Annotated in this window: 26 protein-coding genes and 1 other RNA gene; 4 read left to right on the top strand and 23 right to left on the bottom strand. The window is 52.9% G+C overall.

The annotated features are described in order from the left end of the window. Window positions 1-107: 107 nt before the first annotated feature. From mtgA to H3L93_RS03435, 4 genes are all read right to left on the bottom strand, one after another. Window positions 108-794, bottom strand: a complete 687-nt coding sequence (mtgA, locus tag H3L93_RS03420) for a monofunctional biosynthetic peptidoglycan transglycosylase (RefSeq protein ID WP_003796879.1) — start codon at window positions 792-794, stop codon at window positions 108-110. Next, on the bottom strand, window positions 791-1618 hold the full coding sequence (aroE, locus tag H3L93_RS03425; RefSeq protein WP_003796877.1) for a shikimate dehydrogenase: 828 nt from the start codon (window positions 1616-1618) through the stop codon (window positions 791-793). The genes mtgA and aroE overlap by 4 nt, the downstream gene beginning before the upstream one ends. Before the next feature lie 149 nt (window positions 1619-1767). Beyond that, window positions 1768-2829, bottom strand: a complete 1062-nt coding sequence (hemE, locus tag H3L93_RS03430) for a uroporphyrinogen decarboxylase (protein WP_003796875.1) — start codon at window positions 2827-2829, stop codon at window positions 1768-1770. A 152-nt stretch (window positions 2830-2981) separates the two neighbouring features. Then, window positions 2982-4598 carry a YdgA family protein gene (locus tag H3L93_RS03435; protein WP_003796871.1) on the bottom strand — a complete coding sequence of 539 codons (1617 nt, stop codon included), beginning with the start codon at window positions 4596-4598 and terminating at the stop codon, window positions 2982-2984. 360 nt (window positions 4599-4958) lie between these two features. Between H3L93_RS03435 and rnz the strand changes: the two genes are divergently transcribed. Then, window positions 4959-5903 carry a ribonuclease Z gene (rnz, locus tag H3L93_RS03440; RefSeq protein ID WP_003796866.1) on the top strand — a complete coding sequence of 315 codons (945 nt, stop codon included), beginning with the start codon at window positions 4959-4961 and terminating at the stop codon, window positions 5901-5903. A 158-nt stretch (window positions 5904-6061) separates the two neighbouring features. Beyond that, window positions 6062-7516, top strand: a complete 1455-nt coding sequence (locus tag H3L93_RS03445; RefSeq protein ID WP_003796865.1) for an MFS transporter — start codon at window positions 6062-6064, stop codon at window positions 7514-7516. 875 nt (window positions 7517-8391) lie between these two features. On the opposite strand, the gene H3L93_RS03450 is transcribed toward H3L93_RS03445, so the two are convergent. From H3L93_RS03450 to ssrA, 19 genes are all read right to left on the bottom strand, one after another. Next, a complete protein-coding gene (locus tag H3L93_RS03450; protein ID WP_040558708.1) occupies window positions 8392-8682 on the bottom strand; it encodes a HigA family addiction module antitoxin in 291 nt (96 codons plus the stop codon). Window positions 8683-8770: 88 nt separating this feature from the next. Then, window positions 8771-10486, bottom strand: coding sequence for a DUF927 domain-containing protein (locus H3L93_RS03455; RefSeq protein WP_003796859.1), 1716 nt, complete (start codon window positions 10484-10486; stop codon window positions 8771-8773). 17 nt (window positions 10487-10503) lie between these two features. Then, window positions 10504-10968, bottom strand: coding sequence for a hypothetical protein (locus H3L93_RS03460; protein WP_003796858.1), 465 nt, complete (start codon window positions 10966-10968; stop codon window positions 10504-10506). 395 nt (window positions 10969-11363) lie between these two features. Beyond that, the gene (locus H3L93_RS03465) at window positions 11364-11663 is read right to left on the bottom strand and encodes a hypothetical protein (protein ID WP_003796856.1); all 300 of its coding nucleotides are present in this window, start codon (window positions 11661-11663) and stop codon (window positions 11364-11366) included. Then, entirely contained in the window at window positions 11660-12235 is a 576-nt protein-coding gene (locus H3L93_RS13105) for a toprim domain-containing protein (protein ID WP_155803159.1), read from the bottom strand. The genes H3L93_RS03465 and H3L93_RS13105 overlap by 4 nt, the downstream gene beginning before the upstream one ends. Continuing rightward, on the bottom strand, window positions 12154-12696 hold the full coding sequence (locus H3L93_RS13110; RefSeq protein WP_003796854.1) for a primase-helicase zinc-binding domain-containing protein: 543 nt from the start codon (window positions 12694-12696) through the stop codon (window positions 12154-12156). Before H3L93_RS13110 ends, H3L93_RS13105 begins: the two co-directional genes overlap by 82 nt. Then, a complete protein-coding gene (locus tag H3L93_RS03475; RefSeq protein WP_003796853.1) occupies window positions 12689-12934 on the bottom strand; it encodes a helix-turn-helix domain-containing protein in 246 nt (81 codons plus the stop codon). The genes H3L93_RS13110 and H3L93_RS03475 overlap by 8 nt, the downstream gene beginning before the upstream one ends. Beyond that, window positions 12931-13239: a hypothetical protein gene (locus H3L93_RS03480; protein WP_040558706.1), complete on the bottom strand. Its 309-nt coding sequence runs from the start codon at window positions 13237-13239 to the stop codon at window positions 12931-12933. The genes H3L93_RS03475 and H3L93_RS03480 overlap by 4 nt, the downstream gene beginning before the upstream one ends. A 79-nt stretch (window positions 13240-13318) precedes the next feature. Beyond that, a complete protein-coding gene (locus H3L93_RS03485; RefSeq protein ID WP_155803158.1) occupies window positions 13319-13672 on the bottom strand; it encodes a hypothetical protein in 354 nt (117 codons plus the stop codon). 447 nt (window positions 13673-14119) lie between these two features. Next, a complete protein-coding gene (locus H3L93_RS03490; protein ID WP_003796849.1) occupies window positions 14120-14644 on the bottom strand; it encodes a phage antirepressor N-terminal domain-containing protein in 525 nt (174 codons plus the stop codon). A 51-nt stretch (window positions 14645-14695) separates the two neighbouring features. Beyond that, a complete protein-coding gene (locus H3L93_RS03495; RefSeq protein ID WP_040558704.1) occupies window positions 14696-15376 on the bottom strand; it encodes a KilA-N domain-containing protein in 681 nt (226 codons plus the stop codon). A gap of 536 nt (window positions 15377-15912) precedes the next feature. Next, window positions 15913-16185 carry a hypothetical protein gene (locus tag H3L93_RS03500; protein ID WP_182077702.1) on the bottom strand — a complete coding sequence of 91 codons (273 nt, stop codon included), beginning with the start codon at window positions 16183-16185 and terminating at the stop codon, window positions 15913-15915. A 5-nt stretch (window positions 16186-16190) separates the two neighbouring features. Then, entirely contained in the window at window positions 16191-16424 is a 234-nt protein-coding gene (locus tag H3L93_RS03505; protein ID WP_003796846.1) for an AlpA family phage regulatory protein, read from the bottom strand. Further along, on the bottom strand, window positions 16418-16642 hold the full coding sequence (locus H3L93_RS03510) for a helix-turn-helix transcriptional regulator (protein WP_003796845.1): 225 nt from the start codon (window positions 16640-16642) through the stop codon (window positions 16418-16420). Before H3L93_RS03510 ends, H3L93_RS03505 begins: the two co-directional genes overlap by 7 nt. 244 nt (window positions 16643-16886) lie before the next feature. After that, the gene (locus H3L93_RS03515) at window positions 16887-17663 is read right to left on the bottom strand and encodes a hypothetical protein (RefSeq protein WP_003796844.1); all 777 of its coding nucleotides are present in this window, start codon (window positions 17661-17663) and stop codon (window positions 16887-16889) included. A gap of 474 nt (window positions 17664-18137) precedes the next feature. After that, window positions 18138-19238: a protein adenylyltransferase Fic gene (fic, locus tag H3L93_RS03520; RefSeq protein ID WP_182077703.1), complete on the bottom strand. Its 1101-nt coding sequence runs from the start codon at window positions 19236-19238 to the stop codon at window positions 18138-18140. 132 nt (window positions 19239-19370) lie between these two features. Next, window positions 19371-19553 (bottom strand): hypothetical protein, encoded by a 183-nt coding sequence (locus tag H3L93_RS03525; RefSeq protein WP_040558702.1) that lies wholly within the window; start codon window positions 19551-19553, stop codon window positions 19371-19373. Window positions 19554-19917: 364 nt separating this feature from the next. Then, the gene (locus tag H3L93_RS03530; protein WP_003796840.1) at window positions 19918-21102 is read right to left on the bottom strand and encodes a tyrosine-type recombinase/integrase; all 1185 of its coding nucleotides are present in this window, start codon (window positions 21100-21102) and stop codon (window positions 19918-19920) included. Window positions 21103-21309: 207 nt separating this feature from the next. Further along, window positions 21310-21675, bottom strand: a transfer-messenger RNA (tmRNA) gene (ssrA, locus tag H3L93_RS03535). Between the two features lie 159 nt (window positions 21676-21834). Here ssrA and H3L93_RS03540 point away from each other — a divergent pair. Both H3L93_RS03540 and holB read left to right on the top strand, forming a co-directional pair. Continuing rightward, window positions 21835-22341 carry a DUF1841 family protein gene (locus tag H3L93_RS03540; RefSeq protein WP_040558700.1) on the top strand — a complete coding sequence of 169 codons (507 nt, stop codon included), beginning with the start codon at window positions 21835-21837 and terminating at the stop codon, window positions 22339-22341. A gap of 12 nt (window positions 22342-22353) precedes the next feature. Beyond that, window positions 22354-23334, top strand: a complete 981-nt coding sequence (gene holB, locus H3L93_RS03545) for a DNA polymerase III subunit delta' (protein WP_003796838.1) — start codon at window positions 22354-22356, stop codon at window positions 23332-23334. Window positions 23335-23350: the final 16 nt, after the last annotated feature.

Genomic DNA, 23350 nt, shown 5'->3' on the forward strand with positions numbered 1-23350 from the left:
TGGCTTCGCTGAACTTTGTTTCAGGCTGCATCAGGGGTTTGCAGCAGCCTGAAAAGGGATTTGCGGTTTGGCTCGATTGGGTTTCAGGCTGCCTGTTGGCGGGGCGGTTATTCGGGCAAGGTTGCCGACCCCATGCGCCGCAGGATGATGTTGGTTTTGTGGCGCAGACTTTTGTCGTTGGGGTGGTCGATGTAAAACAGCGGTTTGGGCACGCGGGCGGCGAGTTGGGCAGCCTGAATTTTGCTGAGTTGGGCGGCGGGCTGCCGGTAGAAATATTGGCTGGCGGCTTCTGCGCCGTACACGCCGTAGCCCCATTCGATTACGTTTAAATACAGCGTGTAGATGCGGTCTTTATCGGTGGTGGCTTCCAGCATGGCGGTGAGCGCGGCTTCTTCGGCTTTGCGCCAATAGCTGCGGCTTTCGTTGAGAAACAGATTTTTGGCGAGCTGCTGGCTGATGGTGGAGCCGCCTGCTTTGATTTTGCCGCTTTTTTCGTTTTTCTTGATGGCGTTTTTGATGCCGTTCCAATCGAAGCCGTCGTGTTCGGCGAAGTTGGCATCTTCGGAGGCAATCAGGGCTTTTTTGAGGTTTTCGGCGATTTGGTTATAAGGCACCCATTGGTAGCTCAGGGCAACTTGCGGTTTTTCTTGCGCGATTTCGCTCATCCGCATATTCATAAACGCGGTGTGGTGGGGGGCGAGCGCGCGGTAGCTGATGATGTTGCCGTAGGCGTACACGTTAAACAGGATGAAAGCGAGAATGGGGGCGGCGATGAGCCATTTGAGTGTTTTCATGCGGTGAGTTTGGCGCGCAGGGCGGCGATAACGGGGGCGATGTTGGGGGTGTAGCCGCGCCAGAGTTGGTAGGCGGCGGCGGCCTGCCCAACCAGCATGCCCAAGCCGTCGGCGGTTTGGGCTGCGCCGTGTCGGGCGGCAAATTGCATAAAGGCGGTGGGCTGGGCGGCGTAGAACAAATCGTAAGCCAAAAGGCAGCCTGAAAACGCTTGGGGCGGAATATCGGGCACGTCGCCCGACACGCTGCCCGATGTGGCGTTGAAAATCACGTCAAAACCGCCGTCTGAAAGCGCGCTCAGCGGCTGCGCGTTGACTTCAAAAACGAAGATTCGGGCTAATGCCTGCGCTTTGGCAAAGGTGCGGTTGGCGATAACGACTTCGGCGGGTTTGGCATCCAAGAGGGGGGTGAGAATGCCGCGTGCCGCGCCGCCCGCGCCCAAAACCAGCACGCGCTTGCCGGCCAAATCCACGCGCAGGTTTTCGTTTAAATCGCGCATCAAGCCGATGCCGTCGGTGTTGTCGCCCAGCAGCGTGCCGTCGGGTTGGCGCATCAGGGTGTTGACTGCGCCTGCGTCGTGGGCGCGCGCGGTGCATTGGTCGGCGAGTTCATAGGCGTGTTGCTTGAACGGCAGCGTTACGTTTGCGCCTTGCCCGCCGTGGCGGAAAAATTGTTTGACGGCAGCCTGAAAATCATTGGGACTGTCGGGCACGAGCGTGCGGGTGTATTCGATGACCGCGCCTTCTTGGGCGGCGAAGAGCTGGTGGATTTGCGGGGACTGGCTGTGGGCGATGGGGTTGCCGAATACGGTGTAGCGCGCGGGCATTTTCAGGCTGCCTTTTGTTTGGAGTGTGTGTATTTTAGTTAGGTTTGGTTAAAAAGCAAGGGCGGGGGCGGCGGGTTGGTTTCGGGCTACCGAACTGCGTTTCAGGCTGCCTACTGGTGTTGCGATGCAGTAGGCAGCCTGAAATGGGTTTATTGGTGATATTGGCGGGAGAGTTCGTGCACGGTTTCCACGAGGATTTCAACGTGTTCGGGCGGGGTGTGTTGGTTGATGCCGTGCCCGAGGTTGAAGACGTGTCCGTGTCCGTGTCCGTAGCCGGCCAGGATGTGGGCGGCTTCGGTGCAGATGGTTTTAGGCGTGCCGAACAGGGCGAGCGGGTCTAGGTTGCCTTGCAGGGCGACTTGGTCGTTTACGTGCGCGCGGGCTTGGGCGATGTCGGTGGTCCAGTCCAGCCCGATGGCATCGGCGCCGCTGTTGGCAAGCTGTTCTAGCCATTGTCCGCCGCCTTTGGTGAACACGATAACGGGGATGGTTGCGCCGTTGTGGTTGCGTTTCAGGCTGCCGATGATTTGTTTGATGTAGTGCAGGCTGAATGTTTGGAAGGCTTCGTGCGAGAGCGTGCCGCCCCATGTGTCAAAGATTTGCACGGCTTGCGCACCGTGTTCTATTTGGTGGTTTAGGTATTGGGTGATGGCTTGGGTGTTAATGTCTAACACGCGGTGCAGCAGGTCGGGGCGGGTGTAGAGCATGGTTTTGACGGTGCGCCAATCGCGGCTGCCGCTGCCTTCTATCATGTAGCAGGCAAGGGTGAATGGGCTGCCTGAAAAGCCGATTAGCGGCACGCGCCCATCTAGGGCTTTGCGGATGCCGGCAACGGCTTCGAAGACGTAGTTGAGCTTGTTCATATCGGGCACGGCAAGCAGTTCTATGTCTTGCTCGTGTTGCAGCGGGCGTTCAAATTTGGGGCCTTCGCCTGTTTCAAAGCGCAAGCCCAGCCCCATGGCATCGGGGATGGTTAGGATGTCGGAAAACAGGATGGCGGCATCTAGGTTGAAGCGGTCTATCGGTTGCAGGGTTACTTCGGTGGCTAGGTCTTTGTTGCGGCACAGCGACATAAAATCGCCTGCGAAGGCGCGGGTGGTTTTGTATTCGGGTAGATAACGCCCTGCTTGGCGCATCAGCCAGATGGGGGTGTATTCGGTGGGTTGGCGCAGCAGGGCGCGGATAAAGGTGTCGTTTTGTAGGTGGGACATGGTGTGGGCTTTCTTTTTATATTGAGGCAGCCTGAAATGGGGTTGCAGGTGTGTTGGTTGTTAGGCTGCGGGTGGGTTATGAATGGGGTTTGCCGTTTTCAGGCTGCCTATCGTGTGCAGTCATAATAGGCAGCCTGAAAATGCTATGCCGGTTATTCTTGCGGCGCGGATGCGGCGGATGCCGCCGGTGCAGATGCGGAATCGGCTTGCGCGGGCGCGCTGGCATCGCTTTCCAAGCCTGCAAACACGTCTTCGTTGGCTTGCAGTTGGAACGGCTTGCCGTTGAGCTTGATTTTATTGTCGGCAACGATAAGCTGGGTTTTGATGGCGCCGTTTTCGCTGGCGATGTAGCCGTCTTGAATCATGGTTTTCAGGCTTTCGCTGGTGAGCAGGCGGATGGTGTCGTCCACTTCTTTTTGCTCTTGTACGCTGTTGGGGTTTTCCATGGCAAACAGCCCGCGCGTTTGGGCGATGGCGAAGTCTTCGATGATGTTTTGCGACACGTCTAGGTTGAGCTCGGCTTGCATTTTGGCGAGCATGGGTTTGATGTCGTTTAAATCGGCGGCGGTTAAGCCGTTGAAGTTGAGCTTGCCGCTGGCGTTCACGTGCCCTGTGGGCGTGGTGAAGCTGAATGTGCGGATTTCAAGCTGCGGGTTGTCGGTGAACAGCGCCGCGCCTTCGTTGCGCACGGCGGCGAGGATGTGTTTTTGCTGCTCTTCGGGCGACAGTTGTTTTTCGGTGGCGATTTGTTGCCAGCGGGCTTTGAGTGCGTTCAGGCTGCCTGCGTTCAGGTGGTTGGCGGCGATGTCTATGTTTAAAGGACCGTAGGCAGTGTCGCCGTAGTTGAGCTTGGCGAAGCTGAATTTGCCTGAGGTGTTGATGTAGCCTGCTTCGGGTTCGCTGGTTTCGGTGGCGTAGCTTAGGTTGTCCACGCTGATTTTGTTGGGGGCGATGGTGCCGCGCGGGTTGATGAAGGCGCCGATTTGCAGGTCGGTTACGGTGTTGATTAAATCGTTGATTTTGATGTTGTAATCCATGCCCTCGTTCCATGCTACGTCAAAATGGGCAAGGTTGGTGGTGGATGAGCCGAGTGTGGTTTTGCCGTCTTTGCTGTTGTAGCTGTTGGCGTTTAGGGTTAGGTTTTCTATTTTCAGGCTGCCTTTATCGGCAAGAATGGCTTGAAAGCTGGGCATGGCAAGCTGGGTGGTGTAGCTGGCGTAGCCTTTTTGGTAATTGATGTTGCCTGTTAAGCCTTGCCAGTTGATTTTGATGCCCGATAGTTCTTCGTAGTCAAACGGGGCAACGGCGATGGTGAGCGTGCCGCTGCCGTTGAGCTGAATCACATTATGCAGCTTAACGGGGATTTGCTCGCCAAAGAAGCGGGTGAGCGTTTTTTTGACTTCGGGGTCGTATTGAAATTCGGTTTCTACCACGGCGCGCACGGGCACAATGCCGTTGGCAAAGGGCTGGTGGCGCACATGGTTTATCATGGTGATGGGCTTTTCCAGCACGGCGCGGATGTTGTCGGGGATGTTGTTGCCCAGATTGGCTAACACGGTGGGATGAAAGCGCAAGACGGTGGTTTCGGTGGATTCTAGCCAGCCGCTTTGGTATTGGCGGGATACGATGTCAAAAAAGAAGGTGTCGGCTAGAATGCGGTGTTGGGTTTCTAGGCTTTGTTTGGCTTGGTTGCCGAGATAGTAGGGGGTGCTGATGCCGGCGGCGGCGATAAGGGCGGCTGCTGTGCCGCCGATGAATAGTTTTTTCATGTGCGATGGCTGCGGGTTGCAAAACGAAATTGGGCTAATCATAACATAAAACGCTGCGGCAGCCTGAAAACGGGCGGCTTGCTTTTTATGGCGGCAGGCGGAACCTGCCCAATTGCTTTGGGCGCAACAATGCTAAAATCACCCGCAACTTATATCCGCACCGCACCCTGCTTGCGCCGCGCGTGCGCGTGGTGCTGGAATTTTTGTTAAACGTGATGAAAAATCATGCGGGCTTGCAGGCGGAGCGGGCGGATTTGCAGCTCTTTGCCGCATAGGCAGCCTGAAAACGGCATCCACGCCGAAGCGCACCGCGTTTCAGGCTGCCTTTTGTCTTTTTAACCCCATCCACATCAAAAAATCATGCACTTACACTTTCTCGGCACCTCATCAGGCTCGCCCGCCATTGAGCGCAACGTCTCCTGCACCGCGCTCAACCTGCTGCCCGAAAACGGCGAAATCTGGCTGTTTGACTGCGGCGAAGCCACGCAACACCAAATCTTGCGCACCAGCATCCGCCCCGGCAAAATCCGCCGCATCTTCATCACCCATCTGCATGGCGACCATATTTTCGGGCTGCTCGGCTTGCTGTGCAGCCGCTCCTTTTTGTCGGGCGAACAGCCCGGTCCGCTCACGCTCTACGGCGGCGCAGGTTTACGCGAATTTGTGGAAACGGGCTTGCGCCTGTCGCGCAGCTATCTGAGCTATCCGATTGAATTTGTGGAACTATCCGAAACGGGCGGCGAAATCGCGTGCGATGCCGCCTTCCGCGTGAAATACCGCCTGCTGGACCACGCCGTGCCCTCTTTCGGCTTTCGCGTCATCGAAGCCGACCGTCCGGGCAGCCTGAAAACCGATGCGCTGGAAGCGTTGGGCGTGCCCAAAGGCGCGTTATACGGCGCGCTCAAACGCGGCGAAACGGTAACGCTGCCCAATGGCAACACCTTGAACGGCAAAGATTTTATCCATCCGCCGCGCAAAGGGCGCGAAGTGGTATTGTTTGGCGACACCCGTTTTCAGGCTGCCTTTGCCGATTTTTGCGCCGATGCCGACGCGCTGGTGCACGAAGCCACCTTTGCCGCCGACGAAGCCGCCAACGCCGCCCGTTTCGGGCACAGCACCTGCGCTCAAGCCGCCGAGCTCGCCAAACTCGCCCGCGTGAAAACGCTGTATCTCAGCCACATCAGCGCCAAGTTTTCAGGCGGTCGCGCGCAAGAGCTGCTTGCCGCCGCACAAACCATTTTCCCGCGCACCGAATTGGCACACGATTTTATGGAAGCGCCGATTCCGTTGCCCGAGGCAGCCTGAAAACGCTTGCCCCGTCTGTTTTCAGGCTGCCGGTTGATGCGTATAACGAATAGGCAGCCTGAAACGCAGTTGAACCCAACTGCACAACGGTTTTCAGGCTGCCTTGCCCCGTTCCGCGTCATTCCCTATCATTCGTTTTTTCCAATTGATTCAAAACCATGTCTCACGCCATCCCCGAACCGCAAGCCAACGCCCGCGCGCAATACCACAGCGACAACCCCGATTTCCCCGCCAAGCTCATCATCTTCACGCTGTTTATCGGCGCGTTTTTCGGCTACCTCAACGACACCCTGCTCAATGTCGCGCTCACCAAAATCATGGCGGATTTCCAGATAGACAAAACCACCGTGCAATGGCTCACCACAGGCTTTTTGCTGGTGATGGGCGCGTTCACGCCGATTACCGCCGGCCTCATCCAATGGATGGAAACGCGCCGCATGGTGCTCATCACGCAAGCCGTGTTCCTTATCGGCTCGCTGGTTTGCATGCTCGCGCCCAATTTTGCCGCGTTGCTGATTGGGCGGCTGTTCCAAGCCATTGCCGCCGCGCTGTTCGTGCCGATTTTGTTCAACGGCATCCTCGCCATCTATCCGCCGCACAAACGCGGCAGCGCGATGGGCATCATCACCATGATGTTCACCGCCGCGCCCGCCATCGGACCCACCATTTCGGGCGTGATTGTGGATTATCTGAGCTGGCATTATCTGTTTGGGCTCACCATTCCCTTTATGCTCGTCGCCATGTTTTTGGTGAACAAATACCTGACCGTTAATCTCAGCGACATTACGCGCCCGAAAATAGACCTGCCCTCCGCCGCCGCGTCTGTGCTCGGTTTTGGCGGGCTGGTGTATGCCGCCAGCCATTTTGAACATCTGCCGCTGCCCGTGTTTTGGGGCGTGCTGGCGCTGTCGCTGGGCATCATCGCGTTTTTTGTGCGCCGCCAGTTTGCGCTGGAAACGCCGCTGCTGAACCTGCGCGTGTTCGCCTATCCGCAGTTTCGCTATGCCGTGCTGATTTTGGTGTGCGCCTATTTTCTGTTTATGGGCTTGGAGATTTTGATGCCGATGTACACGCAGCAAGTGCTGCTGCTCACGGGCACGGCAACGGGCCTGATTTTGATGCCTGCCAGCATCGCCCAAGCCGTTGCCTCGCCGTTTTTGGGCGTTTTGCTGGACAAAAAAGGCGGACGCTTTTTAATGCTGCCCGCGGCGGCGGTGTTGCTGCTGTCCATTGCCGCGATGTGGGCGTTTTTGGGCTTGCACACCAACATCTTGATTTTAAGCTGCTTGTTTACCGCGATGGCGGTTGCCGTTTCCGCCTGCATCACGGGCGAAACGCACGGCTTAAACGCCCTGCCGTGCGAGCTGAACCCGCACGGCGCCAGCACGATTACCACGCTGAACCCCATCGCGGGCGCATTGGGCGCAGCGTTTTTTGTCGGCATCGCCAGCATGGGCGAAAAAGCGGGGCAAGCGGGCACGCCGCAAGAGGCGTTGCTCGGCGGCGTGCATTGGGCGATGGCGTGCGCGTTGGTGGTAGCAGCGCTGGCGGTGTTGTTTGCGTTGAAAATTCAGCCGAATGAATGGCGGGAGAAGGGGGAAGCGGGGCATTGATGGGGTTTGATGTTTTCAGGCTGCCTGAAACGGCTACATATCCCCAATTCATGTTGCGCACGACAGCAACGGTTAGCACACGTTAGGTTGTAAAAAACCGCCCTAATCCTTATGGATGGGCGGTTTGTGGTTTTCTCGCGGTTAGTTAAAAATTGCCGGAAAACATAGTTTGGTGGAGGCGGGGTCTACCAAACTCTCGCTTTAAGTTGTTGATTTTAATATATGCGTGATTAAAAAATAGGCAAATTGTACCTAAAATTGTACCTAAAAACCTTTTTGCTGCCCTTTGGGGGGTGTTCCACTCTTGGCATCTTCTGCTAACTTTTTCCTGAAACGTGATTTTGATTTTTTGAAAAGCATATTATGCTAATTTCCCTGTTTGGGTGTTTTTGAAAATGAGGGGGGAAAAATTTCATTGCCCTTATATATAACGCGAAAACGTGAATTTTGGTGGGAACGTGGGAACAAATTGGTTAATTATATGATATTTAACAATAAAAGTGTTCCCACCATGTTCCCACTGTTCCCACCAAATTGTAAAGATTTACAATAATCTATTGTTTTTAAACGTTAAATTTTAGTACAAATTGGTGGGAACAGTATAAATATGATAAAAATCAAATAGATGTATGCGAAAAATAGCTGTTTTTTGCCCCAAAAAAGCGGGAAAATTCTTACTCAATTCCCACTGGTGGGATTTTTGTTGGCAGCTCGCCGCTGGATGATGCCCTGTTTTTGCGTGTGGCTTGTGGTTTTGGATTGTATGGTTTGTGCAATTTTATTGCGTATAATATGAAATATTGTGCTATTTACGCAATTTTATTGTTTTGGTGCAAAATAAAAGGCAGCCATTTTCAGGCTGCCTTAAAGGGGTTTTATGCGTAAGCGGGAATGATTTTGGGCGGCTCTTTTTGGGCTGCCTGCCATAAATCATAATCTGCTTGTTGATGTAGCCAGCTTTCGGGGCTGGGGCCATTGTCGCCTAGCCATGCATGAAGCCTAATTGCCATATCTGCGCTGATGCCTGTTTTGCCGTTAAGCAAGCGGGATAGGGTTACGCGGGAAACGCCTAACTGTTTGGCGGCTTGTGTTACGCTGATTCCAAGTGCGGGCAGTATGTCCTCTCGTAGGGTTTCGGCGGGGTGGGGTGGGTTGTACATACGCATTTTGTTTGCTCCTAGTGTATCGCTGTGGTTTACAGTATTGTAGTGCGGCAAATGAAAAACACCAGCTTTCGGGCTGGTGTCTTTGCGTTTAGGCTTCTTGCGGCTCGTCGTATGGGGTAAGGGCAATCACATATAGCACTCCATCTGTGCCGCGCTTTTTGCGGCCATAGCGTAGTTTGCCGTTTTTTTCGCGGGATGGGATAAGAAAGCCTGCTTGATGCAATATGGCGGCGGCTTGGGTTTCGTTTTTGCCTTTGGCGATTTCGTTGGCAAACACGGGGCGGATAACCCAAATTTCGCCTACTGCCATATCCACGTTTTTTCGTTTAAAGCCTGCGTGGTCCCTATCGGTTTGGGTGTAGTCGTGCCAGTTGGCAAAACGGGGGCTTTCGCTGTATCGCTGGATAAAGTCTATACAGTTGGCAATGATTTGTTTCTCCTCTTTGCTGCCTGTGCCATTTTCCTCTAACCAGTCTTCAAAACATTGCTGTATGCCTGCTGCGCCTACACCAGCGGGCAGCCCTGTTATTTCGCTTGCCAGTTCCAGCGCGGCGGCGGCAAGGGCGAAGCGGCGGGCTACGGTAAGGGCTTGCCCGTTTAGGTTGGGCGGTAGGAATGAATCGCGGGCGGCGCGGATGGTTTCGGGGGCAAGGCTTTGGATTTTTGCCAGCCATGCCCTGCCTGCTGTGCCGTGTTGTTGTGCCATGTGGTCCAGTAGGTAGTCGGATAGTGCCGCGCCGGTGGGAAAGCCGTGTAGGGTTTCATAGATGCCGTATTGCTTGCCTGCGGCGATGCTGGGCAGTCTTACGGCTTGCCCTGCTTCCCATTCTTTGCCGTGGCGGTTCATGTAAGCATCTAGGGCGTATTCGCCTGTGGAAAATAACAGTATGCGCCAGTCTGTAATTTCGCGGTTGCCGCCTTCTTTTGCGCCTTGTATTTTGCTTTTGCCATCCAGTACGCTGTATGCGGTATCGCTGACTATATGGGCTTTGGCTTGCCCTATTTCGTCTAATACCAGCAAGTTATCATTGCTTGCTAGGGCGATGTTGTCAAAGCCGTAGCCTGTGCCTTTCCATGCCATTTTGAGGCTTTCGGGCTGCCCCCATACGGATAGGGCAACTAGGGCGGCGGTGGTTTTGCCGTCGCGTGAATTGCCGTAGATGTGAAAGCCGCCGCCTGCTTCGTGTATCTTGCTCAATAGGGGGGCGGCTAGGGCTGTGCCTAGGGCCAAGCATAGGCGGCTGTTGCCTGCGGCATAGCGGGCGATGTGTTGCTGCCAGTCTTTCAGGCTGCCTGCGCTGTTGTAGCCTTTGGCGCGGCTGGTGTCGCCGTTGTAGATGATGGGGGCGTTGGGGGCGATGATTTCGCCGTTGGCTAGAATGTAGGCATTGCCATGCCAGCCTGTTTTGTTGGTTACGGTGTAGGGGGTTTTTGCGCCTTGGGTTTGTAGGTAGTCCGCCAGTAGTTCGCGCTTGCGTCGCCCTGAAAATATGGTGATGCCGCGCTTTTGTAGCATCTGCCAGCCTGTATTTGTGCCTATTTGCTCGCAGGGGAGGGAAAAGGTGTAGGATTTGCGGGTGTTGGCATCTTGATAGCGGATGATGCGATAGTATGCGCCGCTCGCATCTTTGCCGGTGCCTACAATATCCATGCAATCGGCTAGGGGCATATCGTGGGGTTCTAGTTGCTCGTCTTTGGCTTTGTATTCGCGCCAGTAGATGCCGCTAGGGGTGATGTGAAAGCCGTTTTGGGGCTTGTAGTCTTTTGGCTCGTAGGCTGGTGTATAATGCTTCATCTCTTTCATTTTTTGGAATCCTTGTATTAGGTAGAAACTTGTGGATAGGCAGCTTTTTCAGGCTGCCTCTTTTTTTGCCATTCATCCCATTGTGGGGCATCTTGGCGGGCGGCTCGCAAGGCGGCTAGTTCTAGCTCCCACTGGGCGGGGTTGCTTTCAAGCTGCCATGTTTCGGGCTGCTCTATGCTTTCAGGCTCGTTTTCAGGCTGCCAGTAGGTGGGGCGGGCGATTTTGATTTGCATAGGCTGCTTTTTGCGGGTGGGTATTTGCTGCGTGATTAAGTAGTCTTGATAGTCGGAAAAGTGGGCAAGCAGGCGAGGGATTAGGCGGGCTTCCATTTGGGCTAAAAATTCGTTTTCGCGTTGCAAAAGTTGCAGCTCTTGCCGTAGCTCGTCTAGCTCTTGCTCGTATAACGCTTGTTCTTGTTGCTTATGGGCGGCAAGGCGAAAGAGTAGCCATAGGATGGCGGCGGTTAGGATGGCAAATAGCATGGTTTCCTTTCTGCCCTGCCCTATCGCTGTTTTCTCTCTCTTTTGCCCTTTTTGCGTGTGTTGGCAAGGGGCGGGGCGATAGGGTAGGGCGTTTACTGGGTTTTTAGTAAATGGGTTTTGGGGTGGTTTCCAAGCTTCGGAAAATGCCTAAGCAAACCTAAGTGATTGTTTAATAGGGCTTCATTTTTTGCTGCTTTGCTGCGCCCAAATGTGGATTGAGTAGCCTCAAATTTGAGTTGAGTAAACCGCCTCAAAGTTGAGGGCGTCAGCCCATTTTTGGGCTTACGTGAAAAATCAATGGGTTAGCGTCCCCACATTTGGGGCGGCTAACGCCCCCACATTTGGGGTGGTTAAAACGCATCCAAATTTGGATTGGTTAAATTTGGGCTGGTGTTTTAGGCAGCGATTTCGGGAATTTCCGAAAACGGTTTTTTGGGATTTTCCAAAAAAGGGGCTTGCTGTTGGCTACTGGTGTAGGCGGCTAGATTGTTTTTCAGGCATTGCAGGGCGGCTTTGTGGGCGGCGGTGATGTTTAACCCGCGTTGTTTGGCAGCTGCTAGGGCGCGTTGGTAGGTGTTGCGCTGGTGTTGGCGTATGGCTTCGTGGCGCGTGTCGTGGGGGTTGTCCGTAAGCGGGGCAAACTGGGCGATGATGCATTCCGCTTGCGCTTGCCGTTTGTTTTGGGCTTGGCTCATGGCTCGCTCCTGTGGTTTAGCTCGTTTAGGGCATCCCATCCTTGCGTTTCAGGCTGCCATAGCTTGACGGCAATTCCTGCTTTTATGGCGCGGTTGGCTAGGGTTTCGGCGGCTTGCATCCCTATGGGGCGTGGGGTGTCGTTGTCGGCGATTATCCATAGCTCGTTTAGGCTGTTGGGCAATACCAGCGATGCCATACCGTTTGCGCTTAATGCTGCCCATACGGGCGGGCAGTTGGGCAGTAGCTCGCGGGCGGCTAGGGCGGTTTCTATGCCTTCTGCTACTGCCAGTCGATTATTTTGTATGGGGTAAAGTTGTACGGCTGCGCCTGTGAGTGCGCCGCTGTATCGTGTTTGCATCTTTTTGGCGGGCAGTGGCTCGCCTGTTTGCGGGTGGACTATGGCTAGTTTTTGCCATGCGTCGTTGCGCTGCTGTAAGTAGGTGCAATGGATGCCTTGCAGTTCGCCGTTGGGGGTGGTGATGGCGGCAATCATGGCGGGGCGGTTGCCCATGTGCATAGGCTCGCCGTCGTGGTGCGTCCAATAGGGCAGGGCAGCCTGAAAACGTAACATTTGGGGAATTTCGGGAGCAATACGCGCGCGCGTAGGGTGATGCCGCGCTGGTGTAGGTATTGCACGGCGGGGCTGTCGGGGGTAAGGGGTTGGGCTTGCTCAAAGATGCTTAACAGCTTGGCTTGCTTGTCTTGCTGTTTTTCGGGCTTCTCTTGCGTTTTTATGGGGGGGTGGGCGATGGGATGGGCGTTTACCCATCCTGTGCCTAAATAGCCCTCTACGATGCTCGCAGCGTGCTTAAAATCGCAATGAAGCAAGTTCATGATGAGTTTGAAGCCGTCGCCTGCGCCGCATTGGTTGCAAATGAATGTGCCGTAGCCGTCTTTGTCGTCAAAGCGGAAGCGGTCTTTGCCGCCGCAACAAGGGCAAGGCTGGTGTTTGTTTTTCAGGCTGCCTGAAATGCCTAGACTGCCTAGGATGCCTTGCCAGTGATGGCGGGCTTGTTCGCGTAAATCATTCATGGCTGCCCCCTTTGATTAGGCTGTATCGCCCATATTTGATGGGCTTGCCGTGTTTGTTTTTGCTGGTTTCCATGTGGCAAATCACGTTGTAGCCTGCGGCGCGTATTTCGGTGATGCGGGCGGTAAAGCACATAATGCCAAGCTGCATGGCTTCGCGGTGGGTGAGTGTGCCGCCCGCGGTGAGAATGCTTAGAATTTCGCCGCTTTGGCTGTTGTCTGTGAATGGTGGGAATTTCATGGCTGCTCTCCTTTTCGCTCTGCCAGCATGGCGCGTAGTTTGGCGATGCCTTCGCGTTGCTGGGCGATGCGTTGGCGTAGGGCTTCTATGCCCTGCTCGGTTATCCGCGCTTGGCTGAATATGCCGTCTTCGTTTACGCCGCGAAATTGAATCATGTTGCCCGCGGCGATGGCTTGGCGGGTGGCTTGGGCTTTGTTGCCCTTGCCTATCCAGTTCATAGACACCAGCATATCAATCAGGGTTTTTGATTGGATTTCCAGCAAGCGGGCGGCGGCAAAAATGCCGTGTGATTTCACTTCTTTCATGTTCATATCCTTTTAAATCAATAGGTTGTATAAATGAGAAAGGTGCAAAAAGCCCTGCCCTTGTGGGCTTGGGCTGGTGTTAATTGCTGTATGGGCTTTGGGTGGAAATGTCTGCGCTTTGCAGGCGGTTGAATGCTTCGTCGATGTGGAATAGCTCGTTTTGGGCGGTGAGATTGTAACTTTGCTCAAACAGCTCGCCTTGCAGGTGTTGGCAATCTTCCAAGGCGCGGGCGATGTCTTGCGCGCGGGTTGGGCGGCTGCCTATGCCTGTTTTTTCCAGCAAGATGTCTTGCAGCAGGGATTGGATGCGGTGTAGTTTAAGCAGGTGGAAATTGGTGATGCTCTCAAATTGCCATAGCGTATCTACGGCGTTTTGGGCGTGTGTTTTGATTTCGGTTTGAAGTTGAGATTGTGAAAGGGTAGAACTTTGCATTTTCATGCTCCTGTATAAATTTGAGAGTGTTTGAGATTGCCCCAAATGGGGTGGCGGTGCTCTCTCTGGTATACAGTCCAGCCCGCGCCTTACGGTTGGCGGACACCGCCTTTAACTTTGATAGGTGCATGATTTGCATTTCAGGCAGCCTGAAAGATATAGGCGTGAAAAAATGGCGGTTACGCTGCCATTTGTGCGCTGTATATGTGTTGAGAGAGGCTTGTACTGTATCTCTGCGGCTCTCGGATTGTCAAATGGGTTTTGGGGGTGTTCTGTTATAGGGTTGATTTGGTTGTGAAAAAATATCTCTTAATACGTTGCTAGATGTTGCTAGGCTTTGTCTATCGTGTGCTGTTGCATAATGGGGCTCGCTGCTCGGCGGGCTTTTTTGTTACTTGATGCTCGCCAGCGTGAAAAGCAGCAAGGCAACAAGGGCAAGGGTGAGGTTCACACGTTCCCCCATACAAAGGGCAGTTCACGTTGCAAGGCAGCTAGGGCAAGCTCGTTGCGCTGTTTTTCCAGCTTGCGGGTGTATAGGCTCTTGCCTGCTTGGCTGCCCCGCCGGAATGATGCGGCTTCGTCTGCTGCTAGCTCTGCCATTTCGCGGCGGATTTCGTCTTGCTTGGCAATGCCTGTTGTCCAGTAGTTCCATAGGGCGGCTTCGCTTTCTGCTTGATAGCGTTCTACGTTGGCGCGGATGGTGGGGGCTACTTTGCGGGGGTCGATGCTCAACAGCCATGCGGGCAGTTTTTCCAGCGGTAGGCAAAGCATTTCACGCTGTTTGCCGTCTAGGGCAACTGTGGGCATAATGACCACGGTTGAAGCAAAGCGGCTTTTGAGTTTGCGCTCTTGTGTTTTCCAGTCTATGCCCATACCGTCTACAATGGGGCGCATGGCTACATAGGGTTTTCCGTCGGCATCTATCAAGCAAAGGGGTTTGTGGTGGAAGGGAATGGAAATTAGGGTGTTCATGGTGTTGCTCCGTTTCAGAATTTTCCGATTTCAAATCGGAAAACTCCAAAGCTAATTTTGCTTGGCGGGATTTAAGTGGCGGGTTCTATGGTGCGCGGCGAGTTTGAATAGGATGTTTTTTCGTTTGGGATAGGGAATGCCCTGCCCTATAAGGGCGGCATTGTGGGCTTGTAGGCGGGTGAGCATGTTTAAGGCGGGCTTGTCTAGGCTATCGCGGGCAATGGCGATAAATTGCCCTGTTAAGGCGGCATTGCATAGCAAGGCTTCATTGCGGTAGTGGTGGGGTTGGGTGTCTTTGCCTTCTGCTTTGCGGGCGGCTTGTAGGATTTCGCCCATAATGCGATAGGCAATACTGCTTTCTTGGCGGCTGCTTTGGTGGTCTTTGCCTTCGCGGATTAGGGTTTCTATCTGCTCGTCACACCATAGGGCAAAGTCAATATCACACCAGCGGGCAAAGGCTACGGCTAGTTTGGGATGTAGCCATGTACCTTGTTGTGTTAGGTCGTTGCCGCCTTTGCGGGTTTTTATGAAGTGGGATTTTCTCACTTCGGCTATTTGCTGTTTTTCAGCTTCGCGCTTGCATAAGGCGGCTATGTAGCGTTCTGTTTCAGGCAGCCTTAACCAGTCAATGGGGCGCTTGCCAAACATGGCGGCTATTTCGGTGGCGTTAAACCATGCTTCACGGTTGGCATGTAGGGGCAAGCCGTTGTAGTTAAGGGTTAGGGTGTTCATGGTGTTGCTCCCGTTGGGTTGAGATTTTGATAAGTCAAAAAGCTGGTGGATTGGATTAAACCGTGCGCCAGTAGCCCTAGAATGCGCTAGGATTGCATTTAAAAGCATGAGTGCTACGTCTTATACCTTTTTCACTCAATCGCAATCTACGCGCTTCCTAGTTGGCTTTATGGCGATTTTGATTTAAATCAAGTTTTAGCGGTGCATTCTGCCAGTAGGCAACACACCAGCAACAAGGCGATGATGCTACTGGGGCTGATGTGGATGATGATGGCAAGTTTTCGTGGTTCTTTATTCATAGTTTTTTCGGTTTCCGAACGCTATAAAAAAGGGTTGCCGTGTAACAATGGGCTTTTTGTTGTTTGGGTGGTGGTTTTTTTCCAATATAAAAAGGGCTGTTTGAAACACAATCCCATGCAATGCCCATTTGCGAAAACAACCCCATGTAAGGTTTGAAACTTTAACCCCATGCAAAGGGGCGTTTGAAAAAACAACCCCATGCAAGGTTTGAAACTTCAATCCCATGCAATCCCTTTTCAGGCTGCCTTTTCCAATAGGGCAGCCATTTTTTTGTATAGCGGGGCTTCTTTGTCTTCCAGCATGAAGTAAATCAAGTCGGGCGCATCTTTTTGCTGCTCGGCAATGGCGCGGTGGGCGGCTTTTTTGGTGGGAAAGTAGCCTAGCGGGGTAAAGGTGTAGGTGTTGTCGGCGGTGGGCAGCCCTATGATGGTTAGGTTGGGTTTGGGTGGGCGTTGCTTTTTGGGCGTGGTGGGTTTTGTGTTTTGGGTGGCTGGTGTTTGGGGTTTCATGGTTTTTACTCCTTGGTGGTTGCTTGCTGCTCTATCCAGTTTTTGACTTCGCCTGCTAGGTAAAACGTGCCGCGTGTGCCTGCGATGCGGCGGGATGGTGGGAATAGCCCTTGCGCTTCCAAGCGGCGTATTTGGCTGCGGGATAGGGGGATGATGCCCCTGCGGTTGCGTGCCTTGCTGGTTTCTAGTTCGGAAATGGCGATTTGGGCGGTTGGGGGTAGGGTGGTGATGTCTAGCATTGTTTTGTCTCTCCGTTTTCAGGCTGCCTTTGGGTGGCAATCCATGCGTCTAAATCGTCTTTCAAGATGCCTACGGCTCTGCCATTGCCTAGCTTAAAGGGCTTGGGGAAGCTCGCATCATGGCGGCGGTTGTTGGGGTTGGTTTTCGCCCATAGGGTTGCTACGGAAAAGCCGCAATAGGCGGCGGCTTGTTTGGGGCGTAGGATTTTGGGATTCATGTGGTTTCCTTTGTGGTTGATTGCATGGCATTGTATTAGCTGGTGTAAGACTTGATAACGTGATAACTACATGATTTTTTGATGATTTGACACGGTGCACAAAGGGGCAAAAATAGGTGGTTTAAGCAACGTGGGTAAATAGGCAAGAAAGGGTGGTTTGCGCTCCGTGCGTAACTGCCCTTTTTTTGGGTGGTTATCCATAGGCGAAAAAAAAACACACCAGCGCGGGGCTGGTGTGTGGGGATTAAAGCGTGAAGCCGTTGTCGTGCATACACTCGTCTAGGGCGTAAAGCAGGCTGTTGGCTATTTCAGGCTCGGTGATTTGGGCAAGTATTTGGCGGGCGGTTTGGTATCGCTCGGCATTGCTTTGGGGGCTTTCAGGCTGCCTTGCTATGGTGATTGGAATGTTGGCTGCGATGGCGGCAGCGGTCGCGGCTTCACGGGCGGCTTGCTTGTCCTTATCTACTTGATGGCGTAGGGCTTGGCGGGTGTCGGGCGATAGGTGCTTGTCTATTTGCCCATCATGGATATTCACGCCAAGCAAGGGGGCAATTTCGCGCATGATGTGTAGCGGGGTATCAATGGCAAATTGCTGGTAAAGCAGGGCATAGGCATTGCGTAGGATTGTGCCGCCTTTGTGGTTTTCTCGTTGGGGCAGCTCTGCCAGTAAGCGGCGGGTGTGTTGGTTTAGCTGGTGTAGCGTGCTTTTGACTGCTAATGCGGCGGGAGCGTGGTCGTCGGCTATGGCTTTGGCGTAGTCTTTGAGTATTTTGCTCAATCGTCGCTCGTGTTTGCTTACGCGGCTACGGGCGGCGGGATAGCGCAATGCCATTAACCGGCTTGCTGTTAGCTTGATGTGTTGTTTACTGGTAAGGGATGGCAGGTAGGCAAGCAAGATGCTTTCCAGCGCGTCTAGCTCCTTTTGGGGCTGGTATAGGCGCAATAGCTCGTCTTGTATGTCGTGCAAAACGAGATACGGTTTATCAAGGTTGATGCCTTGTTGTCTTTCAATGATTTGCATGGTGCTATTTCCTTGTGGAACGTGTGAAACGTTACAAGGCGGTATTATCTCTTATGATACAAATGCTTAACATATTGACAAAAATCTTTGCATCGTAAGCGATTGTTTTACATTCAAATAATAACGTTTTGCTTCATTTGCGCCGGCAAGGGCAGTTAATCCACAAATGGCGTGTTTTGAATGGGTTACTTACGCTTTCAGGCTGCTATAAAAATCCTGAAAATTTAAATTTGCGGTATATGTTTACGGCGTGTACATATCAAGGGAATATGTTTAAAAAGATGGAATTTTAAACATATCTCGTCTCAATATGAGGCTTGCGGGCGGGGGGGGGTAAGCGGGAATATTAAGGGGGTCGCCGCTCCTAACCGTCTGCGCAAGTAAACGCCAACGCTAACCGTAAAAACGCCCCTACGCGCGTGCGCGCGCGAAGGGGCTTTCATGTTATGCAAAATTATGTACGCGATGCATAATTTACAAATAGGGGGCGGGTTGCTCGCCGTTAAGCAGTGCTAGCAATTTGGGATGGGTAAATAGCTTATCCCTGCCTACACTAACCTCTTTCAAGATGCCTGCCTCCACCAGCTCGCGCAAGTATTTGGATGCGGTTTGCCGTTTGGCGATGCCTGCTGTTTCTAGGTTGGTTATGCGCGTGTAGGGCTGCTCAAACAGCAAATCAACCAGTTCACGGCTGTATAGATGCGGTAGGGTGGTTTTAACGTGTTGGCGCGTGTGTTCTGCTAGGGCGCGGATGGCTTCAATTTTGGCTACTGTCCAGCGGGCGGTGTCTTCAATCCCTTTAAGCATGTAAACAATCCAGCCCTCCCACTCTTGCCGTTCGGTTACGGCTAGCAGTAGGCGGTAGTAGTCTGCTTTGGTTTGGATGATGTAGCGGCTCAAATAGAGTATGGGCAAATTGAGTAAGCCTTGTTCAATCAGTAGCAAGCTGTTTAATACCCGCCCTGTGCGCCCGTTGCCATCTGAAAAGGGGTGGATGGCTTCAAATTGGTAGTGGGCTACTGCCATGATAATCAGGGGGTCTAGCTCTTGGCTCTCGTGAATAAACCGCTCCCAGTTGGCTAGCTTATCCCTAATCACGCTTTCCCCTACGGGTGGGGTGTAAATGATGCGCCCGCTGTTGCCGGCTCTTAATGCTGTGCCTGTAGTTTGGCGGATATTCATGTCGCGCCCTTTGATTTCGCTACAAATAGCTAGGGCGGTTTGGGTGCAAAGGGGGCGGCTTTGCAAGGATTGCACACCTGAAAACAATGCGCTGCGGTATTGCAAGGCTTCTTTGGTGGCGGGGTCGGCTTCGCTATCCATTTGCAGCGATTGAAATAGCTTGTCGGCGGTGGTTACGATGTTTTCTATTTCGCTACTTGCCTGTGCTTCCATAACGGGCAGCGTGTTAATCAACATGCCTTGATTGGGGATTAGCTCCGCCGCTTGTTTTAGCTCTGCCAAGGCGGCGCGGGCTTGAATGCATTGCTTCAAAATAGCTTTGCTTTCCATATCGCTTGCGGGCGGTAGCGCGGGCAGTTCGTTGTATGGGGTTTCAGGCTGCCATGTTGCCATGTTTAAAAATCCTCAAAATTTAAAGATGTTTGAAGTATATGTTTATGGCGTGTACATATCAAGGAAATATGTTTAAAAAATCACGGTTTTTAAATATATCTCCATTACACCAGCTTTGCGGCTGGTGTTTTTTTATGGGCGGTCGTTTATGGGGTAGTGGGCCGCTTCGTATTGCTCCACCAGCGCGGCTAATGCTTCGTGATAATCGCTGCTCTCTTGGCTTGCTGCGTCGGGGTTGCTGTCAAAGAAGCGTGATAACACTGCCAAAGCGGCGCGGTATTCTGCTTCGTTGCGGATGGGTTTTAATGGGGGCATGGTTGCCTTTCTTGTTGCCATAAGGGGGAAGTGTTTTTGATGTAAATCAAATAATGGGCGCGTTTCGCCCTTTTTTGCTGTTTGCTGCCATGTGATATGGATGTAGTTATATGACTACACCATTGTTTTTATTAAATTTTAAAGTGTTCCCACCAGCCCTAAAAAGTGATTTCACTTGTATAAACAATTGTTTAAGGCATATTTTTACAGTTTGGTGGGAACAGTGGGAACATGGTGGGAACACTTTTTTATTTGTATATCAATATTTTAGATATAGTGTTCCCACGTTCCCACCAAAAATACGTTTTCTCGCGCGTATAGGGGCGCAAGTAAAGGGCAATTAAAAAACCAGCATTCCTGCCGGTTAGTCTTTCAAGCTGTCTAGAAAATCTGCCCATTCCTGCATCATTTGGCGGCGTTGTTCTAGGTGCTTGGCAAAGTTATAGCTTGCGCGGGTGGTGTTGGGGTCTTTGTGGGCAAGCTGCCGTTCTATCCAATCGCTGCTGTATTGCTGCTCGTGTAGCAGCGTGCTAGCGGTATGGCGGAAGCCATGTAGGGTTACTTTATCCAGCCAGCCTATACGCGATAAGGCTTTACGGGCGGCGGCTTCACTCAATGGCTTGCCTGCTGCCTTGTTGTGGAATACGTATTCATAATGCCCTGTTACGGGTTTCAGGCTGCTCAGTAGGGCTAGGGCTTGGCGGGATAGGGGGACTATATGGGCAATACCGTTTTTCATTTCATGGGCGGCTTTGTGGTAGCAGGCAGCCTGAAAATCTATATCCGCCCATTTAAGCAAGCGCAATTCTGACGGGCGGGCAAACACCAGAGGGGCAAGCTGTAACAACACTTTCACTTGCGGGCTGCCTGTGTAGCCGTCTATGGCTTGCAATAGGGCTGTTAGCTCGCCGGTGTCGGTAACATGGCGATAGGGCGTTGCTTTGGCTTGCTGCAATTCAGGCTTTAATTCCGCTGCGGCGTTATACGGGCATAGCTTCATACGGGCAGCAAAGGAAAAAATGGCGTGGGCGATGTCGTAAACCTTATTGGCGGTGGCAATCTTGCCTGTGTGCTCTACGTTTTGGATAGCGTGCAATATATCCAGCGGCTCTATATCGGCGATGCTTAGGCTGCCAAGCGGGGGGATTAGGTACAACTCTATTTGCCGCAATACACGAGTAGCATGGGCGGGCTTCCAATCGCCCTTTTCTGCTTTGGTGGTGTGCCATTTACGGGCAACGTGTTCAAATGTGTTTGTGATGCGCTTTTGCTCTGCTCGTTGTTGCTGCTCTTGGTGTGTCTTGGGGTTAATGCCCTGCGAGAGTAGCAGTTTGATTTTGTCCCGCTCCATGCGTGCAGCTTTGAGCGGCATGGCGGGGTAAATGCCTAGGTGCTGGGTGTGCTGTTTTTGGTTGTAGGTGTATTTGATGCGCCAGTATCGCCGCCCTTTAGCATCAATTTGTAGGTACAAGCCGCCGCCGTCTGATAGCTGCTTTACGCCTTTATCGGGGGGCGGCGTGTGCTTGCATTGATTATCGGTAAGTTTCATTTAGGTACAACGCTTGTGGAAAAAAGGGTTATTTTGCTGCTCTTATGGCTGCTTTTTGGGTTTTGTACCTAAAATTGTACCTAAATTATCGCGCATACAACAGCGCACGATAGCGCACGTTAGGTAGTAAAAAACCGCCCTAATCCTTATGGATGGGCGGTTTGTGGTTTTCTCGCGGTTAGTTAAAAATTGCCGGGAAATAGTGTTTGGTGGAGGCGGGGGGAATTGAACCCCCGTCCGAAAGTCCTCTACAAAGCGTTCTACATACTTAGTTGTGTCGATTTGGGAATCTTATTTCTATCGCGCCGACCAACAGGCTTTCAAGAAACCAGTTGCTTTTAATCTTATTCCCTGCCAAGCAACCCGACAGGAAACCAGCCAATGTGAAATGATGTTGCCGCGGGTTTTACGCCGCACAGCCCATTGGCGAGCTGCTGCAACAGCCTGGCATTAAGCAGCCAGAGCGTAAGTTTCGTCGTTTGCGACTATTTAGATTCAGTGTTTTACGAGTTACTGAAAACTCGGTATGCCCGCATTTGCTTCGCAACCCCCGTCGAAACCAAGGTCGCCCCCAAATGAGAAGCCGCGATTATACGCGGTTTGAGGCAGCCTGAAAAGCATTGAGCGCATAGGTTTTATTTTCAGGCTGCCCTTGCGATTGCTTTCGCACATCAGGCAGCCTAAAAACAAAAACCCTTTATAATGCCGCCCATTCATCAACAGGAAACACCCATGTACAACGTCAACACCCACGACGTGCGCCGCTTTTTCGCCCACGTTTGGCAACACCGCTTCGCCCCGCTGCAATTAGACGCGCTGCAACAAAAAGCCCTGCGGATTATCGAAGCCCACCCCGAATACGCCCATTATCTGGAACACATCGACCGCTATCTAGACCACAACTGGACACCCGAGCAAGGCGAAACCAACCCCTTTTTGCACCTGTCCATGCACCTATCCATACAAGAGCAAGTCGGCATAGACCAGCCCTTCGGCATACGCGCCATACACGCAACCCTGTGCGCCAAACACCGCGACAACTGGGTGGCCGCCGAGCACGAAATGATGGACGCGCTGGCGGAAACGCTGTGGGAAGCGCAGCGGTTCAACCGCGGGCTGGATGTGAACAACTATATGACCAAACTGCGAAAACTGGTGCATCTGGGGCAGGAAGACAACGCGCGCATCAATCCGCACGAAGTGCCGCTGTCTGACCAAATCACCGCGCGCAAAGCATAAGGCAGCCTGAAAATGATTTACCCATGGCACGAAACCGCATGGCAACAACTCACGCAGCATTGGCAAAACCAGCCCAACGCATGGCTGTTCACCGGCAAGGCGGGCACGGGCAAAACCGCATTCGCGCGGCATTTTGCCCAAGCCCTGCTGTGCGAAACGCCCAGCGAGCAGCACCAAGCGTGCGGGCAATGCCCGTCTTGCCACCTGTTTTTGCAAGGCACGCACCCCGATTTTTACGCGCTGCAACCTGAGCAGCCTGAAAACGACACAGGCAGCCGCAAGCTGTTACAAATCAAAATTGATGCCGTGCGCGCCATTTTGGAGCCGCTCACGCAATCGTCCATACGCGGCGGGCGGCGCGTGGTGCTGATTAACCCCGCCGAAAGCATGAATATTCAGGCTGCCAACGCGCTGCTGAAAATGCTGGAAGAGCCGCCCGAAGCGGTGATTTTCTTGCTGATTACCCACAACCGCGACCAACTGTTGCCCACCATCAAAAGCCGTTGCCGTCAAATGCTGCTGCCCGCGCCCGGTCAAGAAGTCGCGCTGGATTATTTGCGCGGGCAGCAAATTGGGCAGCCTGAAAACCTGCTGGCGTTTCACAGCGGCGCGCCGTTGTTTGCCCACGCGCCCGAGCAAGATGCGCTGCGCCAAAAATTGCTCACGCTGCTTGCCGCGCCGCGCCTGCTGGCGATTTTGGATTACGCCGCAGAATACGACAAACACAAGTTTCCGCTCGCTTTTTTGCTGGATTGGCTGCAAAAATGGCTGATAGACCTTGCGCTGGCGCAGCAAAACATCGCGCCACTGTATTATCCGCAACACAAAACGCCCATCGCGCAAATCGCCGCCAAAACCAATCCCGCCACACTTTTTGCCCTTTCAGGCTGCCTCAAACGCCTGCACCCTTACGGTTATCATAGTTTAAATGTTAAAATGCAAGCCGAATTTTTGCTGTGCGACTATCTTGCCGCCACGCTCAAAAAAAGTTAATCAGATTAAGGAAATA

The sequence above is a fragment of the Kingella oralis genome, assembly GCF_014054985.1.
In the GTDB taxonomy this organism is placed as follows: domain Bacteria; phylum Pseudomonadota; class Gammaproteobacteria; order Burkholderiales; family Neisseriaceae; genus Kingella_B; species Kingella_B oralis.